The 17,803-nt window shown below is 71.6% G+C and carries 18 protein-coding genes and 1 pseudogene; 9 read left to right on the forward strand and 10 right to left on the reverse strand.

Going from position 1 to position 17,803, the window contains the following annotated elements:
• Nucleotides 1-16: 16 nt before the first annotated feature.
• Nucleotides 17-1,294, reverse strand: coding sequence for a histidine kinase (locus ASC60_RS15110; protein WP_055550951.1), 1,278 nt, complete (start codon nucleotides 1,292-1,294; stop codon nucleotides 17-19).
• Between the two features lie 253 nt (nucleotides 1,295-1,547).
• Here ASC60_RS15110 and ASC60_RS15115 point away from each other — a divergent pair, with 253 nt between their 5' ends.
• A complete protein-coding gene (locus tag ASC60_RS15115; protein WP_055550953.1) occupies nucleotides 1,548-3,743 on the forward strand; it encodes an MMPL family transporter in 2,196 nt (731 codons plus the stop codon).
• Between the two features lie 64 nt (nucleotides 3,744-3,807).
• On the opposite strand, the gene ASC60_RS15120 is transcribed toward ASC60_RS15115, so the two are convergent.
• A complete protein-coding gene (locus tag ASC60_RS15120; RefSeq protein WP_055551146.1) occupies nucleotides 3,808-4,422 on the reverse strand; it encodes a winged helix-turn-helix domain-containing protein in 615 nt (204 codons plus the stop codon).
• 155 nt (nucleotides 4,423-4,577) lie between these two features.
• A complete protein-coding gene (locus ASC60_RS43720; RefSeq protein WP_257231808.1) occupies nucleotides 4,578-4,709 on the reverse strand; it encodes a hypothetical protein in 132 nt (43 codons plus the stop codon).
• A 199-nt stretch (nucleotides 4,710-4,908) separates the two neighbouring features.
• Here ASC60_RS43720 and ASC60_RS15125 point away from each other — a divergent pair, with 199 nt between their 5' ends.
• The gene (locus tag ASC60_RS15125) at nucleotides 4,909-5,349 is read left to right on the forward strand and encodes an SPW repeat protein (RefSeq protein ID WP_055550955.1); all 441 of its coding nucleotides are present in this window, start codon (nucleotides 4,909-4,911) and stop codon (nucleotides 5,347-5,349) included.
• Nucleotides 5,350-5,458: 109 nt separating this feature from the next.
• On the opposite strand, the gene ASC60_RS15130 is transcribed toward ASC60_RS15125, so the two are convergent.
• Entirely contained in the window at nucleotides 5,459-6,172 is a 714-nt protein-coding gene (locus ASC60_RS15130) for a DUF2848 domain-containing protein (RefSeq protein WP_055550957.1), read from the reverse strand.
• Between the two features lie 184 nt (nucleotides 6,173-6,356).
• Here ASC60_RS15130 and ASC60_RS15135 point away from each other — a divergent pair, with 184 nt between their 5' ends.
• Together ASC60_RS15135 and ASC60_RS15140 are read left to right on the forward strand one after the other, a co-directional pair.
• Nucleotides 6,357-7,712, forward strand: a complete 1,356-nt coding sequence (locus ASC60_RS15135; RefSeq protein ID WP_055550959.1) for an MFS transporter — start codon at nucleotides 6,357-6,359, stop codon at nucleotides 7,710-7,712.
• Nucleotides 7,713-7,800: 88 nt separating this feature from the next.
• Nucleotides 7,801-8,607 carry a carbon-nitrogen hydrolase family protein gene (locus ASC60_RS15140; RefSeq protein ID WP_055550960.1) on the forward strand — a complete coding sequence of 269 codons (807 nt, stop codon included), beginning with the start codon at nucleotides 7,801-7,803 and terminating at the stop codon, nucleotides 8,605-8,607.
• 184 nt (nucleotides 8,608-8,791) lie between these two features.
• On the opposite strand, the gene ASC60_RS15145 is transcribed toward ASC60_RS15140, so the two are convergent.
• Nucleotides 8,792-9,418 carry a GntR family transcriptional regulator gene (locus tag ASC60_RS15145; RefSeq protein ID WP_055550963.1) on the reverse strand — a complete coding sequence of 209 codons (627 nt, stop codon included), beginning with the start codon at nucleotides 9,416-9,418 and terminating at the stop codon, nucleotides 8,792-8,794.
• A gap of 72 nt (nucleotides 9,419-9,490) precedes the next feature.
• Entirely contained in the window at nucleotides 9,491-10,525 is a 1,035-nt protein-coding gene (locus ASC60_RS15150) for a medium chain dehydrogenase/reductase family protein (protein WP_055550965.1), read from the reverse strand.
• Between the two features lie 185 nt (nucleotides 10,526-10,710).
• Here ASC60_RS15150 and ASC60_RS15155 point away from each other — a divergent pair, with 185 nt between their 5' ends.
• Together ASC60_RS15155 and ASC60_RS15160 are read left to right on the forward strand one after the other, a co-directional pair.
• A complete protein-coding gene (locus ASC60_RS15155) occupies nucleotides 10,711-11,379 on the forward strand; it encodes a TetR/AcrR family transcriptional regulator (RefSeq protein WP_055550967.1) in 669 nt (222 codons plus the stop codon).
• A 53-nt stretch (nucleotides 11,380-11,432) separates the two neighbouring features.
• Nucleotides 11,433-11,924 (forward strand): inorganic diphosphatase, encoded by a 492-nt coding sequence (locus tag ASC60_RS15160; RefSeq protein WP_055550969.1) that lies wholly within the window; start codon nucleotides 11,433-11,435, stop codon nucleotides 11,922-11,924.
• Nucleotides 11,925-11,997: 73 nt separating this feature from the next.
• Here the strand turns inward: ASC60_RS15160 and ASC60_RS15165 are convergent, their stop codons facing one another.
• Nucleotides 11,998-13,791, reverse strand: coding sequence for an ABC transporter ATP-binding protein (locus ASC60_RS15165; RefSeq protein ID WP_234356958.1), 1,794 nt, complete (start codon nucleotides 13,789-13,791; stop codon nucleotides 11,998-12,000).
• A 288-nt stretch (nucleotides 13,792-14,079) separates the two neighbouring features.
• Between ASC60_RS15165 and ASC60_RS43725 the strand changes: the two are divergent.
• Nucleotides 14,080-14,259, forward strand: a pseudogene (locus ASC60_RS43725) (Ig-like domain repeat protein); the annotation flags it as partial.
• 21 nt (nucleotides 14,260-14,280) lie between these two features.
• Nucleotides 14,281-14,565, forward strand: coding sequence for an Ig-like domain-containing protein (locus tag ASC60_RS42880; RefSeq protein WP_234356950.1), 285 nt, complete (start codon nucleotides 14,281-14,283; stop codon nucleotides 14,563-14,565).
• Nucleotides 14,566-14,656: 91 nt separating this feature from the next.
• On the opposite strand, the gene glnA is transcribed toward ASC60_RS42880, so the two are convergent.
• Nucleotides 14,657-16,066, reverse strand: coding sequence for a type I glutamate--ammonia ligase (gene glnA, locus ASC60_RS15175; RefSeq protein ID WP_055550976.1), 1,410 nt, complete (start codon nucleotides 16,064-16,066; stop codon nucleotides 14,657-14,659).
• Between the two features lie 186 nt (nucleotides 16,067-16,252).
• Here glnA and ASC60_RS15180 point away from each other — a divergent pair, with 186 nt between their 5' ends.
• Nucleotides 16,253-16,720, forward strand: coding sequence for an RDD family protein (locus ASC60_RS15180; RefSeq protein WP_079038406.1), 468 nt, complete (start codon nucleotides 16,253-16,255; stop codon nucleotides 16,718-16,720).
• Between the two features lie 104 nt (nucleotides 16,721-16,824).
• Here ASC60_RS15180 and ASC60_RS15185 read toward each other — a convergent pair whose 3' ends face one another.
• Nucleotides 16,825-17,505 carry a DUF4191 domain-containing protein gene (locus ASC60_RS15185; protein ID WP_055550980.1) on the reverse strand — a complete coding sequence of 227 codons (681 nt, stop codon included), beginning with the start codon at nucleotides 17,503-17,505 and terminating at the stop codon, nucleotides 16,825-16,827.
• A 10-nt stretch (nucleotides 17,506-17,515) separates the two neighbouring features.
• Nucleotides 17,516-17,713: a hypothetical protein gene (locus ASC60_RS15190; RefSeq protein WP_055550982.1), complete on the reverse strand. Its 198-nt coding sequence runs from the start codon at nucleotides 17,711-17,713 to the stop codon at nucleotides 17,516-17,518.
• Between the last annotated feature and the right edge of the window lie 90 nt (nucleotides 17,714-17,803).

Here is a 17,803-nt window from a genome sequence, read left to right on the forward strand (position 1 = left end):
ACGCCCCCGCCGGGGGTCAGACCGCCGGTCGCGGGGCGGTCGGGGCGCAGGGGATCTCCATCGTCACCATGGTGGGCCCGCCGGGCGGGCTGCTGACGGCGAGGACGCCGTCGAAGGTGCCCAGCCGCCGTTCGACGCCGCTGAGGCCGCCGCCCGGCGCGATGCGGGCGCCGCCGCTGCCGTTGTCGGTGACCGCGATGCGCAGCATCCCGGCCTCGTGGTGGATGTCGAGCCACATGCGCTCGGCGCCGGAGTGCTTGGCCGCGTTGGTGAGGATCTCGCTGACGGCGAAGTACGCGGCCGCCTCGACCGGCTCCTCGAACCGGCCCGACAGCTCCACCTCGGTCTCCACCGGGATGGTCATCCGCAGGGCGAGGGCGCGCACCGCGTCGCCCAGGCCGCGTTCGGCGAGCACCGGCGGGTGGATGCCGCGGACCAGGTCGCGCAGTTCGGCCAGGGCCTCGGCGGAGTTGGTGCGGGCCGCGGCGAGGAGTTCCCTGGCCTTGGCCGGGTCCTTCTCGATCAGCGCCTCGACGGTGCCCAGGCTCATGCCCATGGCCACGAGCCGGGCCTGTGCGCCGTCGTGCAGATCGCGCTCGATGCGGCGCAGCTCGGCGGCCGAGGTGTCCACGGCGTCGTGCCGGGTCTCGGTGAGCCGCTCGACGCGCTCGGCGAGGGCCATCTGCGGGGTGGGCGCGAGGAAGGCGCGGGCCAGCAGGAAGTGGGCGCGCAGCAGCACGGGCGAGGCGAACAGCCCGAGGAGGGCGAAGCCGACGCCGGTCAGGGCGGCGAGGTTCGCGGTCGTCTGCGACTCCACGGGGACGAACGCGTACCAGTACGTGCCGCCCGCGTCGACGATCGGCTCCCAGACCCCGGCGGCCAGCACCCAGCCCTCGACCCCGTACGGCAGGAAGACGCAGGCGAGCATCGCGGTGACGCAGCCCGCCGTCATGTCGACCAGCAGCCACAGCAGGTCCCGCCAGGTCGCCGGGTCCTTCAGCAGATGGGTGCACAGCTCCACCTGCCCGGTCAGACCGGAACGCCGGTCGGCGGGGAGCGCCCGGTAGGGCAGCCGGATCTGGACCCCGGACCACTGGGCGGCCAGCAGCCGCCGCTGGTTGGCGTGCTTGCGCACCAAGCCGATCATCGCGGGGGTGGTGAGGACACCCAGGCCCAGCGGCATGAGGACGACGGACAGCACCGTCAGCACGAACAGGATGATCGACCCCGCGAGCGTGACGAACGCCAGGGCGAGGCCCCGTAAAGCGGCCAACAGTCTGTCGCGGACCTTCATCGCACGCCCTCCAGGGTTCTTCAGCTGTGCGGCTTCCCGCTTCTTCGATGGCTCAAGTCTGCTGGACGCCGCATGATCGGTCACGGGGGCCGCGCCCCGTCCGGGGGTACACCTAACACCACCCCCGGGCCTCGCCCTACGCCTCGGGGATTCGGGTGTTGACCGGCTGGGGCGGGACCGCGCCTTTTTCTAGCGTCGAGGACATGACCGATCCGGTCCGTATCCAGTACGCATCCCCAGTGGGAGAGACGCCATGAGCGCAACGAGGCGAGGCCTGGCCGTGCGGCTCGGCGGGTGGAGCACCCGTCACCGCAAGTCCGCGATCATCGGATGGCTGCTGTTCGTGGTCGTCGTCGCCGTCGTCGGCGGCATGTCCGGATCCCGGCAGATGACGAATTCCGAGAACGGCGCGGGCGACTCCGCACGCGCCCAGAAGATCCTCGAGGACTCCGGGCTCACCACACCGGCCGGCGAGATGGTGATGCTGCGCAGCACGGACCCGGACGGCTGGCGGTCCGCGGCCCGCGACCTCGCCGGCCGGCTGGAGAAGACCGGCGAGACCGCGCGCGTCCAGCCGCCGGTGCGCTCGGCCGGCGGCCGTGAGGGGCTGGTCACCTTCCAGATGAAGGGCGATCCGGACACCGCCGGGGAGCGGGTGAAGCCCGTCCTGGACGCGGTGGCGGCGACCGGGTCCGCGCACCGGGGGATCACCGTCCATGAGTTCGGCGACGCCACCGCCCAGCACGAGCTGGACGGGATGCTGAAGGACGACTTCAAGAAGGCCGAGTTCACGGCCGTGCCGCTGGCGCTGGGCATCCTGCTGGTGGTCTTCGGGGCGCTGGTCGCGGCCCTGCTGCCGGTGCTGCTCGGGGTGACCGCCTGCATCGGCACCTTCGGGCTGCTGGCCCTGGTCAGCCACAAGCTGCCGCTGTACGACTCCACCAACTCCGTGATGTTCCTGGTCGGGCTGGCCGTCGGTGTCGACTACTGCCTGTTCTACCTGCGGCGCGAGCGGGACGAGCGGGCCGCGGGCCGGGACCCGCAGACCGCGCTGCGCATCGCCGCGGAGACCAGCGGTCGGGCGGTGCTGGTCTCGGGGATCACGGTCATGCTGGCGATGTCGGGCATGTTCCTGTCCGGGCTGATGCTCTTCCAGGGCTTCGCGGTCGCCACCTTGCTGGTCGTCCTGATGGCGATGCTGGGGTCGGTGACGGTCCTGCCCGCCACGCTGTCCTGGCTCGGCGACCGGGTCGACAAGGGACGGGTGCCGCTGCTCAATCGCCGCCGGAAGCAGGGCGTCCAGGCGAGCGGCGGGATCTCCGGCACCCTCATGAAGCCGGTGCTGGCCCGGCCGAAGCTGTTCGCCGCCATCTCGGCCGCCCTGCTGCTGGTGCTGTGCGCCCCCGCGCTCGGGATGAAGACCGAACAGCTCGGCATGGAGAAGCAGTTCGGCTCGGACGCCCCGCTGACGGTGGCGTACAAGGAGATCACCAGCGCGTTCCCGGGCGGCCCGGCCCCGGCCCGGGTCGTGCTGCGGGCCGACGACATCTCCTCGCCCCGCTTCGGCGCGGCCGTCGCCGACTTCAAGAAGCAGCTGGCCGACTCCGGCCGGTTCGGCAAGGCCGTCGACGTCGATCTGCACCCCCGGCAGGGCGTGGCCCGTATCGAGGTGCCGCTCGCGGGCAACGGCGAGAACGCGGAGTCGCGGCGCGCGCTGGAGACCCTGCGCGAGGACCTGGTGCCGGACGTCCTCGGCCCGGTCTCCGACAAGGCGTACGTGGGCGGTGAACTCGCCTCGAACATCGACTTCACCGACCAGCTGAAGACCGACATCGCGCCGGTCTTCCTCTTCATCGCCGCGGTCACCTTCCTGCTCATGCTGGTGTGCTTCCGCTCGCTGCCGATCGCGATCGTGTCGATCCTGCTCAACCTGCTGTCGGTGGGCGCCGCGTACGGCACCATGACCGCCGTCTTCCAGCACGGCTGGGGCGCGGAGCTGATGGGCATGGAACCGGCCGGGGCGATCGAGTCGTGGATGCCGCTGTTCGTCCTCGTCATCCTCTTCGGGCTGTCGATGGACTACCACGTCTTCGTGGTCTCGCGGATCCGTGAGGCACACGAGCGGGGCCTGACGACGCGGGACGCGATCCGCGAGGGCATCCGCACGACGGCGGGATCCGTCACCGGGGCGGCCACCATCATGGTCGCGGTGTTCGCGGTCCTGGCGCTGCTGCGGATGCAGGACATGCAGCAGATGGGCGTCGGGCTCGCGGTCGCGGTGCTGGTGGACGCCACCCTCGTACGGATGCTGCTGCTGCCCTCGCTGATGGCGCTGCTCGGCGAGCGCACCTGGTACCTGCCGCGCGCGCTGCGGTGGCTGCCGAACGTCAGCCACGGCGACACTCCGGCCGCCGAGGAGTCCCGCCCGCTGGTGGGCGCCGAACGCTGACCGCCGGTCGCGCGAGCGCCGTACGGGCCGAGCCATGGCCCGTACGGCGCTCTTCGCCGCCGCGCTACGCGGTCGGGACGTACTTGTAGCCCACGCGCCGCACGGTCACGATCGAGGCCCGGTGCTCCGCGCCCAACTTGCGGCGCAGCCGGGCCACATGGACGTCCACGGTCCGGCCGTCGCCGACGTGCCCGTAGCCCCACACCGTCGTCACCAGCTGATCGCGGGTGTGCACCCGGTGCGGATGGGCGACGAGGTGGGCCAGCAGCTCGAACTCCAGATAGGTGAGGTCGAGCGGACGCCCCGCGACCCGCGCGGTCCGCTGCTCGGGGTCGACGCTCACCGGCCCGTCGTCGACGGTGAGCGGGGCGGGGGCGGGGGGCGTGGTGGGCGCGGCGGTGGCCGCGGCGGCCCGGGGCTCCCGCAGGTCGGCCGGGACCAGCACCAGGTAGCCGATCATCGGCGGGTGCCCGGGCAGGGCGGGGACGGTGTGCGGGGGAGCGGGCAGCCAGGTGGCGCCGGGGTGCAGCAAGTCGTCGACCGGGGGCACCTCGTCCCGGGCGACGGCTCGTAGCCGCTGGCGGGCGCTGAGCGGGGCCCGCCCTGGCACGGCGGTGGCCGGGGCGGTGGCCGCGGGGGCGGTGGCCGGGGAGGCGGAGAGGGTACGGACGTTCGTCACGTTCGTCACGTTCGTCATGTTCGTCATGGGAACCGGCTCTTTCGCGCTTGAGGGGCGTCGGTGGACGTCATGCGCGCGGGCTGGGCCGGGGAACCGGACCGGGGAGAACGATGCCCCGGAGCCGGGCGGCGGGCTGAGCGGCCGGGTGGGCGGCGTCAGCAGCCGAGCGAGCGGGCCCGCGCAACGGATGCGCGGCAACACTCGCGGTCGAAGTGGTGCGCCTGCCGGGACGGCCAGAACGGCTCGAGGTCGAGACGACCCGTCGCGGCGTTGATGAGGCTGACCATGCCCCCATTGAAGCAGAAGAAGGGGCCGGGGCACATCGAGACGGCGACCCTGTCCGCCCCTGCGGATTCATGGCGGAACGGTGGACAGCATCCTCAAACAGACATCTACCTATAAAGCAAGGCGAGGCGCACAATGGTGGTGCGGTGATATTGCCGCACTGCGCGGTCAGACTTGCATGGAACGAAGGAGGCGAGTCGTATGGCCGACGTCTCACGTACCCGCGGTGATCTCAAGGGCCACCCCGACGTGTCCGAGATGCGTGAGCGCTTCGCTCGCATGATGGACGCGCGGGACGTTGTGTTCCTCGACGGGCCGGTGCTGCTCGCCGGTCTGTACTTCGCCATCTCCCCCTGGGTGGTGCACTTCTCGAGCACCAGCCCCAACCTCATGGTCAACAACCTCATCCTCGGCGTGGCCATCGCCCTGCTGGGCATCGGTCTCACATCGGCGCCGAGGAGGATGTACAGCCTGTGCTGGGCCATGTCCGCGATCGGTGTATGGATGATCATTTCCCCCTGGGTCGTTGCCAGGGGGCCGGATGCCGGAATGATCTGGAACAACGTGCTCGTCGGCGCCCTCACCTGCCTGTTCGGCCTGATCGCCGCAGGCGTGGTGATGCGGAAGGGACGGGAGGCCTGACCGAGTACTGAACGGCACGGAACCGGACGCCACGCGTCACAACGGAGAAGCCCGCCGGCCGCACTCCCCTTCGCGGGAGTGCGGCCGGCGGCCTTGACGGCGTGGGGCGTCAGCCGATCGGCTCCGGCATCGGGACCACGTCGTAGGAGCATTCGATGATGTCGCCGGTGGCCGGATCGCCCAGCTGCACCCGCCAGCGGTCGGCGAACTGGTCGACGCCCTCCGCCATCGGGATCGTCCCGGAGATCAGCACCGTGCCCGGCACCAGGCCGCCGCGCTCGCGCAGCACCTCGACCCAGTACGCGGGCGGCAGCAGCTCGGCCAGGGTGCCGCTCTGCAGCTCGGTCTCCTCACCGTCGTGGGTGACCCAGGCCCGCAGGGTCAGCTCGTCCAGCCGCGCGGACACGTCCGCCAGGCGCCAGGCGCGGGCGGCGAGCACATCGGGGCCCGCGTTCTTGCTCCAGGCCACGCCGTGGACCTCCAGCTCCCGGTCGGTGTGGTCGCAGGCGGCGGTGAGCAGCAGCTCCCCGTCCTCGGCCACGATCAGCGCCCACTCCGCCTCGCCCGAGGTGCGGCCGTGCTGGACGCTGACCCGGTCGGTCTGCTGGGCGAGGTAGGGCGCGACGGGGTAGAGGGCGGGCGTCACGCTGGGGGCGGGGACGCCCAGCTCGGCGAGTTCGGCCACATGGGCGGCCACATCCTCCTGGCTGCGCCCGGCGTAGCCCGCGTTGAGCACCTGGACGACCTCCACCTGCCGGGTGGAGCCGTCGGGAAGCGCGAAGGTCAGGGCGGGGCGGGGGGACTGCTGGGGCTGCGTCGTCATGGGGCGGGATCTCCAGATCGCGAGGAATTTCCCTCGAGGGGGTTGCGCATACGCTTGGTATACAACAAGTATGCCGGAAGCCGTGCATCGCGCAACCACCCCGCACGGATCCATCGCCACCCATCCGTCGACACACGCATCCACCGATCACGCACCCACCCCCGCACCACCCAGAGGACGGACCATGCAGCGCACCTTCACGAGCGCACCAGAGCCCCGGGCGGAAGGATCCGCGGTCCGCCGCGCCTTCGTCGCCAGCCTGACCGGAACCGCGCTGGAGTGGTACGACTTCGCCGTCTACTCCGCCGCCGCGGCGCTGGTCTTCGGCGACCTCTTCTTCCCCTCCAAGGACCCGTTCACCGGCACCCTCCTGGCGTTCTCCACCTACGCCGTCGGCTATGTCTCCCGCCCGCTGGGCGGGTTCGTCTTCGGCCGGCTCGGAGACGTGATCGGCCGCAAGAAGGTCCTCATCGCGACCCTGGTGCTCATCGGCGTCGCGACCCTGCTGATCGGGCTGCTGCCCACCTACGCCACGGTCGGCGTCGCGGCCCCCGCCGCCCTGGTGCTGCTGCGCTTCGCCCAGGGCGTCGGCGTGGGCGGGGAATGGGGCGGCGCGGTGCTGCTGTCCAGCGAATACGGCGATCCACGGCGGCGCGGCTTCTACGCCTCGGCCGCGCAGGTCGGTCCGCCGGCGGGCAATCTGCTCGCCAACGGTGTGCTCGCGGGGCTGGGCGCCACGCTGACGGAGGACCAGTTCCTGTCCTGGGGCTGGCGGGTGGCGTTCCTCCTCTCCGGTGTGCTGGTGGTGTTCGGGCTGTGGGTCCGCGCCAAGCTGGAGGAGACCCCGGTCTTCCGGGCCATGGAGGCCGCGCAGGACCGCTCCGAGGCGCCGGTGCGCGAGGTGTTCACGTCCCAGCCCCGGGCGCTGACCGCCGCGATCCTCTGCCGCATCGCCCCCGATGTGCTGTACGCGATGTTCACCGTCTTCGTGCTCACCTACGCCACCGGGGAGCTGGGCATGTCGCGCGGCTCCGCGCTGACCGCCGTCCTCATCGGCTCCTCCCTCCAGATCTTCCTGATCCCGCTGGCCGGGGCGCTGTCCGACCGCGTCAACCGGCGGTGGCTGTACGGTGTCTCCGCCGTCGCCGCGGGCGTCTGGCCCTTCGTCTTCTTCCCACTGGTCGCGGGCGGGAGCTGGGCGCTGCTCACGCTGGGCGTGGTCGTGGCGCTGGTGATCCATTCGCTGATGTACGGGCCGCAGGCGGCCTTCATCGCCGAGCAGTTCTCGCCGCGGCTGCGCTACACCGGCTCCTCTCTCGCGTACACCCTCGCCGGAGTCGTCGGCGGGGCGGTCGCGCCGCTGCTGTTCACGACGCTGCTGGGGACGTATCGCGCCTGGCCCCCGCTGGCGCTCTACATCGCGCTCACGGCGGTGGCCACGGTCGCCGGGCTGTGGCTGGGCCGGGACGCGGCGCCCGCCGAGGACGAGGAGCCGGACGGCGTGGCCGCATCGCACCACTCGTCCGCCGCGATCGGCTGACGCACCCCCCGAAGGGCGATCCCGCCCCGCCCGGGGCATCATCGCCAGGTCACCCACCGCGCCAACCAGGGAAGGCAGTACACACCCCATGCGCATCGCACTGAGCCAGATCACCACAGGCCCGGACCCGAAGGCGAACCTCGTCACCCTGCGCGAGCAGGCCCTGCGCGCGGCGGCGGACGGCGCCCGGCTCGTGGTCTTCCCGGAAGCCGCCATGGCGTGCTTCGGCACCCGGCTGGGACCGCTCGCCGAACCGCTGGACGGCCCCTGGGCCACCGAGGTCCGGCGGATCGCGCGGGACGCCGGGCTGGTGGTCGTGGCGGGCATGTTCACCCCGGCCCCGGACGGGCGGGTCACCAACACCCTGCTGGCCACCGGCCCCGGTGTCGAGGCCTCCTACGACAAGATCCATCTGTATGACGCCTTCGGCTTCGCGGAGTCCAAGACCGTGGCCCCCGGCTCGGAGGTGGTGACCTTCGAGCTGGACGGCGTCCGGATCGGCCTCGCCACCTGCTACGACGTGCGCTTCCCGGAGCTGTTCCGGGCGCACGCCGACGCGGGCGCGGTGCTGTCGCTGCTTCCGGCCTCCTGGGGCGCGGGCCCCGGCAAGCGGGAGCAGTGGGAGCTGCTGACCCGGGCGCGGGCGCTGGACGCCACCGTATGGCTGGCCGCCGTGGGGCAGGCCGACCCGGCGGCGAGCGGTGCCGAAGCCCCCTCGACCAGCGCCCCCACCGGTATCGGGTACAGCGCCCTGGTCGGCCCCGACGGGACGGTGCGCGAGCGGCTGGAGGCGGCGCCCGGCCTGCTGGTGGCGGACGTTGTCACCGAGGAGGTCGCCGCGGTGCGGCGCACGGTGTCCGTCCTGGCCAACCGCAAGCTGGGAACCCGCGCATGAGCGGGCGGGCCGAGCCCGCAATGCCCCACGGCCCGTGGATCTTTGACGACGGGGTGACGACGCTGGTGATCACTTATCCGGCGGCCGATTCGGCGGCCGGTCCGGAAGCCGGTCCGGAAGCCGGTCCAAAGGCTCCGGCCGGGGCCTGAGGCGTCCCGGGACCGGCGCGGTCCCGGGACGCGGCTCACCCCGCGAGCAGCACCTTGAGCGTCGACTCCAGATGGCCGCTGATCGCGGTGCGCGCGGCCTCCGGGTCGCCGGAGGCCACCGCGTCCAGGATCGCCTGGTGCTCGGCGAGCACCGCTTCCTGGCGGCCGATCCGGTTGTACAACGCCACCACCCCGGCCCGGATCTGGCGGCTGCGCAGCCCGTCGTAGTGCCGGTTGAGGAGCTCGTTGCCCACCGCGGCGACCATGGTCGCGTGGAAGAGATGGTCCACGGCGATGAACTCCTTGGCGTGCTCGGGCCCGCTGAGCCCGCGCTGCCGCTCCAGCAGCTCCGTCAGCTTCTCGACCGGCACCTTCCGCTGCTCGATGGCCGTCTCCGCGGCATGGCGCTCGACGATCCCGCGCAACTCCATCAGCTCGGTGATCTCCCGGCCGGACAGCGGTGCGATGTGCGCCCCCCGCTTGGGCACCAACTGCACCAGATCCTCGGCCGCGAGCAGCAGCAGGGCCTCGCGGATGGGGGTCCGGGAGATGCCGATCCGGTCGGCGATCTCCTGCTCGGTGAGGAACCTGCCCTGCATGTCGGGATCGGTCAGCACGGTCTCCTTGAGGAACGCGTACGCCTTTTCTCGTCCGGACTGCACTGGGCCCATGCCTCCTCGCATACCGCTCGTATACGAAAATTATCACGGCGAGGAGGGCCCGGAGACCGGTACTCATGAGGCCTCGCCGGTCACGAGGACGACCTTGCCGGTGACCGTGCCTGACTCCGCCAGCCGCATCGCCCGCGCGGCCTCGGCCAGCGGGATGCGCGCGGCCACCTGGGCGGTGAACTCACCGCTCGCCAGCAGCGCGAACACCTGGCCCAGATCCTCGCGCGTCCGCGCCTGGTGGGCGGCGCGCCGCCGCCTGCCCGCCCACAGGTTGTAGAAGTGGGCCTTCCGGCCGTTGGGCAGCAGATTCCACAGCGCGAGCCGGGCGAGCAGCTTCAGGACCGGCGCCCGGGACGAGCCCGGCACGTCCCGGGTAGCCGCCGTGCCGTACGAGACGAGCGTGCCGCCACGGGCCAGCAGCCGGAACGACTCCACGATGCCCGCGCCCCCGACGTGGTCGAACACCGCGTCCACCCCGCCGGGCGCCAGCTCGCGCACCCGCGCGGCCAGATCCGGGTCGCGGTAGTCGACGGGGGTGGCGCCCAGCGCCCGCACCGCCTCGTGGTGACGGGGCGACGCGGTGCCGATGACCGCGATACCGGCGCGGCGGGCGAGCTGGACCAGGGTGGAGCCCACCCCGCCGTTGGCCCCGTGGACCAGCACCGTCATCCCGGCCCGGGCCCCGGCCACCCGGTGCAGCATCTGCCACGCCGTGATCCCGTTGACCACCACCGTCTCGGCCTCGGCCGCGCCTACCCCGTCCGGCACCGCGACCAGATCGCCCGCGTCGGCCACCACATGGCTGGCCCATCCGCCGACCTTGGTCAGCACGGCGAACCGGCGGCCGCACAGCCCCGGATCCACGCCCGCGCCCGCCGCCGCGACCGTGCCCACCAGGTCGTATCCGGGCACGAAGGGGAACGGCGGCTGGTCGTAGTACTTCCCGCGGCGCATCTGCTGCTCGGCGAAGGAGACCCCGGACGCCTCGACGGCCACCAGCACCTGGCCGGGGCCGGGCTCGGGCACCGGGCTGGTGCGGAGCCGCAGGCCCTCCGGTTCCACCGGACCGGGCAGGACGACTTCGGTGAGTGACGGCATGGCGGCGCCCCGTTTCTCGTGAGGTCTTCTATCGACTGTGAGAACTTCTAACGAAACAATGAACCTGTTACCATCGATGTGTCAAGCCCCGTTTTTTCCGGCCTGCACGAGGGCCGTCACGAGGTCCGTACGAGGGCCGTCACGAGGTCCGTACGAGGTCCGCACGAGAAGGGAAGGGCGCGCCCATGGCCACAGCACGGCGAGAGCGCTACCGGCAGCAGACCCGGGAGGAGGCCAAGGCCGTGGCCCTGACCCAGCTCGCCGAGGCGGGCACGGCGGGCATCTCGGTGAACGCGATCGCGAAGGCGATGGGCATGACCGGCCCCGCGCTCTACCGCTACTTCGCGGGCCGGGACGAGCTGCTGACCGAGCTGATCACCGACGCCTACCGCGAACTGGCCGCGGCGGCCGTCGCGGCCGCCGACGCCGCCGACGGCGCGGCCCCCGCCGACCGCTTCCGCGCCCTCGCCCACGCCCTGCGCGACTGGGCGAAGCGGCAGCCCGACCGCTATCTGCTCATCTACGGCACCCCGGTGCCCGGTTACCAGGCGCCTCCCGAGACCACCGAGAGCGCGGGCACCCTGATGCGCACCATCCTCGACGCCTGCGCCGCCCTGGACCGCGCCGCCGAGCCGACCCCCCTCGAAGCCGAGCTGGCGCGGCAGCTGGAGGGCGTCCCCTCCTGGGCCCCGGGACCGGAGCCGGACGGCGAGCTGAAGAGCCGCGCCCTGGCCACCTGGACCCGGCTCCACGGGGTGATCAGCCTTGAAGTGCAAGGCCAGTTCAGCGGAATGGGCTTCGATCCGGCAGCGCTCTTCGAGGCCGAGATCGGCGCCCTGGTACGCGGTGCGTAAGCGGCGCGCACGGCGCACACTGGAAGCACGCCCACCGGTGACCGGAGGTCGCGATGGAGTCCGCCGCCGAATTCGATGTCGTCGTGGAGATCCCCGAGGGTTCCCGCAACAAGTACGAGATGGACCATGAGGCCGGTCGGATCCGGCTGGACCGGATGCTGTTCACCGCCACCAAATACCCGGCCGACTACGGCTACATCGACCACACCCTCGGCCGCGACGGCGATCCGCTCGACGCCCTGGTCACCGTCGGCGAGCCCACCTTCCCCGGCTGTGTGATCCTCTGCCGGGCCATAGGGATGTACCGCATGCGCGACGAGAAGGGGCCGGACGAGAAGATCCTGTGCGTGCCCGCCCACGACCCGCGCTATGTGGACGTCCAGGACATTGACGACGTGCCCGAGTTCGACCGTATGGAGATCACCCACTTCTTCGACGTCTACAAGGACCTCGAACCCGGCAAGTCCGTCGAGGGATCCCACTGGGAGGGCCGCGAGCGGGCGTACGCCGAGATCGCCGCCTCCCGTGCCCGCGCCGCCGCCTGAGCGCCGGAGCGTAGGCGGCTTGAGGAGGGTGTCCGCACCGTCGCGGGCCCGGCGGGACCGTGCGACACACCCCCTACGGGGTTTCGCCGCGGGGGGCGGGTACCCCGCGGTCGTTCTGCAGCTCCCACAACTCCCGGAACAGGCCGGGCGATCGGGTCAGCTCCTCGAACGTGCCCTGCTGGATCACCCGCCCGCGGTCCAGCACCACGATGCGGTCGGCCACCGCCACGTTCGCCAGCCGGTGCGTGACCAGGACGACCGCGCGGTCCCGCGCCATCCGCCGCAGCCCGGCGAAGATCCGGTGCTCGGCGCGCGCGTCCAGGGCGCTGGTGGGCTCGTCCATCACCAGCAGCCCGGCGGGCCGGTGGAACGCGCGGGCCAGCGCGATCCGCTGCCACTGCCCGCCGGACAGCTCCACCCCGCCCCACCACTGCCGGGCCAGCAGCGTGTCCAGCCCGCTGCGCAGCCCGTCGACCACCTCATGCGCCCCGGAGTGGACCGCCGCCGACCGGACCGCCTCGTCCCCGCCGTGCGGCTGCCCGAGGGTGATGTTGTCGCGCGCGGACAGCGGCCAGTGGGCGTAGTCCTGCGGCACGACCGCGGTGTGCCGCCACATCGCCTGCGGGTCCAGCTCGGCGGTGCTCGTACCGTCCCAGGTCACCGCGCCCCCGGTGGGCAGATACAGCCCCGTCAGCAGCTTGCTCAGGGTGGTCTTGCCGGAGCCGTTCTCCCCGACCAGCGCCAGCACTTCGCCGCGCCGCACCTCCAGGCTCACCTCGGCCAGCGCCGGAGCCCCGGACCCCGGGTAGGCGTACGTCAGCGCCTCGGCGCGGATCACCCGCGGTACGTCCGGCACCCGGCTGCCGCGCCGCATCCGGTGCCCGCCCGCCTCCTCGATGAACTCCGCCCAGTCGTCCAGATACAGCCCCGTACGGAACAGCCGCGTCCCGTACCCGACCATCCCCTGCAACGACGTGCCCACCGTCCGCAGCGCGAACACCGCCGTCCCCGCCGAGGCCACCGACATCCGCCCGGACCCCAGCAGCAGCGCCAGCGACGCCCACACCAGCCCCGACGCGAAACCCCCGGCCAGCGCCCCCGCCACCGCGTACCGGGCGCCCCGGTGCACCGCCTTGTCCGTCGCGGCGTCCACCCGCGCCCCGATCGCCCGGTACCGCTCCAGGAGGAACGACGCCATGGTGCCCGAGCGCAGCTGATCGGCGATGTCCTTGTCCACCATGTACCAGCGCAGCAGTCCGAGCGTGCGCCGGTCCGCGCTCATCGCCCGGCTCGTCTCGTAACTCACCCGCGCGCCCTTCATCCCCGCGATTCCCTGCGGCAGCGCGGCCAGCAGCAACAGCGGCAGCAGCGCCGGATGCAGCACGGTCACCACCCCGGCCGCCGCGACCAGCGAGGACAGACACGCCATCAGCTGCTGCGACTCGACGATCAGATCCTGCGCGACCTCCGCGCCCCGGTCCGCCGCGTCCCACTTGTCGTTGAACCCGGGATTGTCGTACGCCGCCAGCTCCGCGTTGATCGCCGCGTCCAGCATCTGGGTCTCGGCCTCCCGCGAGATCCGCGGCGACAGCCTGCTGGAGATGTTCGACACCGCGATCCCCAGCAGGGCCCGTAGCCCCGCCGCCCCGGCCAGCACGGCGATCGACGGCAGCGCCTCCCGCAGCCGCTCGCCGATGTGCCCGGAGGAGATGAGCGCCGTGATGGTGCCGGTGGTCGCCAGCAGCCCGAACGCCTCGAAGAACCCCGCGAGCGCCTGGCACAGCAGCAGCGTCACGACCGCCTTGCGGTCCACCCGCCAGGCCAACCCCAGCGAGCGGCGCACCAGTTGCGGCAGGCGGCGGGCCATGGCCCGGGTGGTGATCGTCTCCAGGGCCACCGGGGTGGGCGGCTGGAAGCGCAACTCCTCAGCGGCTCTGCCGGGTTGTCCTGCCGGTTGTCCTGCCGGTTGGTCGGCCGGTTGGTCGGCGGTCTGCGACGCTGCCACGGATCCCCCTGACGGTGCGGTCCAGCACGGCGGTGCCGGTCACCTTGCCGCAAAGCCCCACCGGCCGCAGGCGTACGACGGAGGTCCACACGATCGGGGAACGCTCGCGAAGCGGCCCCGGTCAACCCTGACCTTCGTCCAGGTGCCGCCCTGCCGTTCGGCCGCGTCATCGTCTTCACCGGCGGCCCCACCCTGACGGGAACGCTGTCGGGCGGCACCACCTCGGTCACCGTCTCCGGGCTGAGCCCGGGTATCCACCCCGTCGTCGCCACCTACAGCGGCGACACCACCTTCCTCTCCTCCACCGGCACCACCCTCGTCGCGGTCGTCCCGTCCGCGACGACGACCTCGGTGACGTCCGCCCCGGACCCGTCGACCCTCGGTGACCCGGTGACGTTCACGGCCACCGTCACCCCGGTCGCCCCCGGCGCGGGCGCCCCGACCGGGACGATGACCTTCGTCATCGGCGGCTCGGGCGGCGGCACCTTCACCCGGCCCGTGACGGCCGGGGTGGCGACCCTGACCCTCTCCACCCTGTGCGTCGGGACCCACCCGGTGGTCGCCATCTACACCGGCGACTCCAGCTTCCTGCCGTCCTCCGGCGTCGACACCCACACGGTGGTCCCCGCCTCCTGACCCCGGCCCGGGTCCATCAGCACTGAGCCCCGCCACCGCCCAAGGGGGCAGTGGCGGGGCTCAGTCACTCGTCGAGGACCCGCGGGGGTCTTTAGACGTCGAAGTACAGCTCGAACTCGTGCGGGTGCGGACGCAGCTGCAGCGGCGCGATCTCGTTGGTGCGCTTGTAGTCGATCCAGGTCTCGATCAGGTCGGAGGTGAAGACACCGCCCTGGAGGAGGAACTCGTGGTCGGACTCGAGCGCGTCGAGGACGGCCGGGAGGGAGGTCGGGACCTGGGGGACGCCCGCGTGCTCCTCGGGGGCCAGCTCGTAGAGGTCCTTGTCGATCGGCTCGGCCGGCTCGATCTTGTTCTTGACGCCGTCCAGGCCCGCGAGCAGGAGCGCGGAGAAGGCCAGGTACGGGTTGCCGGAGGAGTCCGGGGCGCGGAACTCGACGCGCTTGGCCTTCGGGTTGGAGCCCGTGATCGGGATACGCATCGCGGCCGAGCGGTTACGCTGCGAGTACACCAGGTTGACCGGCGCCTCGAAGCCCGGGACCAGGCGGTGGTAGGAGTTCACCGTCGGGTTGGTGAAGGCCAGCAGCGACGGGGCGTGCTTGAGGATGCCGCCGATGTAGTAGCGGGCGGTGTCCGAGAGGCCCGCGTAGCCCTGCTCGTCGTAGAAGAGCGGGGAGCCGTTCTGCCACAGCGACTGGTGGACGTGCATGCCCGAGCCGTTGTCGCCGAAGATCGGCTTCGGCATGAAGGTCGCGGTCTTGCCGTTCTTCCACGCCACGTTCTTGACGATGTACTTGAACAGCATCAGGTCGTCGGCCGCGGCCAGCAGCGTGTTGAACTTGTAGTTGATCTCGGCCTGGCCGGCGGTGCCCACCTCGTGGTGCTGGCGCTCGACCTGGAGGCCGGCCTTGTCCAGCTCGAGGCTGATCTCGGCGCGCAGGTCGGCGAAGTGGTCGACCGGCGGGGTCGGGAAGTAGCCGCCCTTGTAGCGGACCTTGTAACCGCGGTTGCCCTCCAGCGCACCGGTGTTCCAGGCGCCCGCCTCGGAGTCGATGTGGTAGAAGGCCTCGTTCGCCTTGGTCTCGAAACGCACGCTGTCGAAGACGTAGAACTCGGCCTCGGGACCGAAGTACGCGGTGTCCGCGATGCCGGTGGAGGCGAGGTAGGCCTCGGCCTTCTTGGCGATGTTGCGCGGGTCGCGGCTGTACTGCTCGCCCGTGATCGGGTCGTGGATAAAGAAGTTGATGTTGAGCGTCTTGTCGCGGCGGAAGGGATCGACACGCGACGTCGACAGGTCGGCACGCAGCGCCATGTCCGACTCGTGGATCGCCTGGAAGCCGCGGATCGACGAGCCGTCGAAGGCCAGCTCCTCGTTCGGGTCGAACGCCTCCGCCGGTACGGTGAAGTGCTGCATGACGCCGGGAAGGTCACAGAACCGGACGTCGACGAACTTGACGTCCTCGTCCGAGATGAACTTCCGAGCGTCGTCGGCGTTCTGGAACATCCAACTCCTCCTAGCCCGGCCGCGGGGGGACGGGGATTTGTTCGGTCGCGCGGTCCGTGTGCATGGCGCGCTGACGCCGACGATAAGCAGGCGGGATTTCCCGGGCATGACCCATTTGTTTCACCCAGGTTAACCGGGTCAGGGGCCGTTACGGGCGTACGCGGGCGGCCCCAGTAACGTAGAGGGGTGGACAAGAGGCAAGCAATCGGATCCTGGCTTTCCGGCCCCCGCGCGGCCGCTGAGGAGATGGGCGTCGACCTGGGCTACCGCGGCCAGGGGCTGGGGCTGCCCGAGAGCGGACCGGGCGCGATCGCACCGCTCGGGCGCCGCTTCGGGGCGATCTTCATCGACTGGGCCCTGTGCGTGCTCGTCTCGTACGCGCTGCTGGCCGACCGCAATCCGCAGGCCGCCGGGAACTGGGCGCTGCTCGTCTTCCTCGTGCTCAGCCTGCTGACCGTGGGCACCGTCGGCGCGACCCCCGGGAAGCTGCTGCTCAGGCTGCGGGTGGTCGGCGAGGGCGGGGCGCGGCTCAGCCTGCCGCGGGCCGTGCTGCGCAGCGTGCTGCTGGTGCTCGTCATCCCCGCGGTCGTCTTCGACCGCGACACCCGCGGGCTGCACGACCGGCTCTCCCGGGCCGTGCAGATCCGGGTCTGAGCCCGTATTGCATACGAAAGGCGGCCCGGGACTTCAGTCCCGGGCCGCCTTTGTCACGTGGTGTGGTGTCCCGTCGTCCGTGGCTGTCCGGTGCGCCCGGCGGCTCAGCGGCCCTTCGGCATGCGCATGCCCTTGGGCATCGGGCCCTTCGGGATCGGCATGTTGCTCATGAGGTCGCCCAGCGCCCGCAGCCGCTCGTTGACGACCGTCACCTGCGCGCCGGGCAGCACCCGCGGCAGCTTCAGCAGCTTGGTGCGGAGCTTCTTGATCTCCACCTGGCCCTCGCCGGAGCCGACGATCACATCGTGGACCGGGACGTCCGACACGATGCGGGCCATGCGCTTCTTCTCGGCGGCCAGCATGCCCTTGAGCCGGTTCGGGTTGCCCTCGCCGACGAGCACGATGCCGGCCTTGCCGACGGCCCGGTGGATGACGTCCTGGTTGCGGTTCATCGCCACCGCCGGGGTCACCGACCAGCCGCGGCCCACGTTCTCCAGAACGGCGGCGGCCGCGCCCGGCTGGCCCTCCATCTGGCCGAAGGCCGCCCGCTCGGCGCGGCGGCCGAAAATGATCGCCATCGCGAGGAAGGCCAGGACGAAGCCCAGGATGCCCAGGAAGACGGGATGACCGACCAGGAAGCCGATGGCGAGGAGGACACCGAAGGTGATGATCCCCACGCCGGCAACCACGAGGCCGACCTTCGAGTCGACCCGTTTGGTCATCTTGTAGGTCAGGGCGATCTGCTTCAGTCGCCCGGGGTTCTCGGATGTTTCCTTCCGCGCCATAAGGCGAAGTTTACGTGGCCTGGGAAGCCCCGGTGGACACGGCCTCCAGTACGTGCTGGGCCTCGGTCCGGTCCTTGGCGCGGCGGCGGTCCTCCAGGACCGCGGTCCAGGCGTTGCGCCGGGCCCTGCGCTGGCCGCCGCGCAGCAGCAGTCCCTCCAAGGCGAGCAGCGCGTCGGTCACGGACGGGCGTACGGGCGCAGCCGGCATGGTTACCCCTCGGGAGCGGTGGATTATCACGAAGCACGCGGCCATGAGCGGTGCGTGGTTTTATCGTTACCCAATGGTGTTACCAGTGTG

The sequence above is a fragment of the Streptomyces sp. NBRC 110028 genome (assembly GCF_001417735.1).
In the GTDB taxonomy this organism is placed as follows: Bacteria; Actinomycetota; Actinomycetes; order Streptomycetales; family Streptomycetaceae; genus Streptomyces.

Excerpts from the sequence above, each read along its gene's own strand:
- ASC60_RS15110 (WP_055550951.1), bottom strand. The coding sequence starts at position 1,294 with ATGAAGGTCCGCGACAGACTGTTGGCCGCTTTACGGGGCCTCGCCCTG.
- ASC60_RS15115 (WP_055550953.1), top strand. The coding sequence starts at position 1,548 with ATGAGCGCAACGAGGCGAGGCCTGGCCGTGCGGCTCGGCGGGTGGAGC.
- ASC60_RS43720 (WP_257231808.1), bottom strand. The coding sequence starts at position 4,709 with ATGGTCAGCCTCATCAACGCCGCGACGGGTCGTCTCGACCTCGAGCCG.
- ASC60_RS15125 (WP_055550955.1), top strand. The coding sequence starts at position 4,909 with ATGGCCGACGTCTCACGTACCCGCGGTGATCTCAAGGGCCACCCCGAC.
- ASC60_RS15130 (WP_055550957.1), bottom strand. The coding sequence starts at position 6,172 with ATGACGACGCAGCCCCAGCAGTCCCCCCGCCCCGCCCTGACCTTCGCG.
- ASC60_RS15135 (WP_055550959.1), top strand. The coding sequence starts at position 6,357 with ATGCAGCGCACCTTCACGAGCGCACCAGAGCCCCGGGCGGAAGGATCC.
- ASC60_RS15140 (WP_055550960.1), top strand. The coding sequence starts at position 7,801 with ATGCGCATCGCACTGAGCCAGATCACCACAGGCCCGGACCCGAAGGCG.
- ASC60_RS15150 (WP_055550965.1), bottom strand. The coding sequence starts at position 10,525 with ATGCCGTCACTCACCGAAGTCGTCCTGCCCGGTCCGGTGGAACCGGAG.
- ASC60_RS15155 (WP_055550967.1), top strand. The coding sequence starts at position 10,711 with ATGGCCACAGCACGGCGAGAGCGCTACCGGCAGCAGACCCGGGAGGAG.
- ASC60_RS15160 (WP_055550969.1), top strand. The coding sequence starts at position 11,433 with ATGGAGTCCGCCGCCGAATTCGATGTCGTCGTGGAGATCCCCGAGGGT.
- ASC60_RS15165 (WP_234356958.1), bottom strand. The coding sequence starts at position 13,791 with ATGGCCCGCCGCCTGCCGCAACTGGTGCGCCGCTCGCTGGGGTTGGCC.
- glnA (WP_055550976.1), bottom strand. The coding sequence starts at position 16,066 with ATGTTCCAGAACGCCGACGACGCTCGGAAGTTCATCTCGGACGAGGAC.
- ASC60_RS15185 (WP_055550980.1), bottom strand. The coding sequence starts at position 17,505 with ATGGCGCGGAAGGAAACATCCGAGAACCCCGGGCGACTGAAGCAGATC.
- ASC60_RS15190 (WP_055550982.1), bottom strand. The coding sequence starts at position 17,713 with ATGCCGGCTGCGCCCGTACGCCCGTCCGTGACCGACGCGCTGCTCGCC.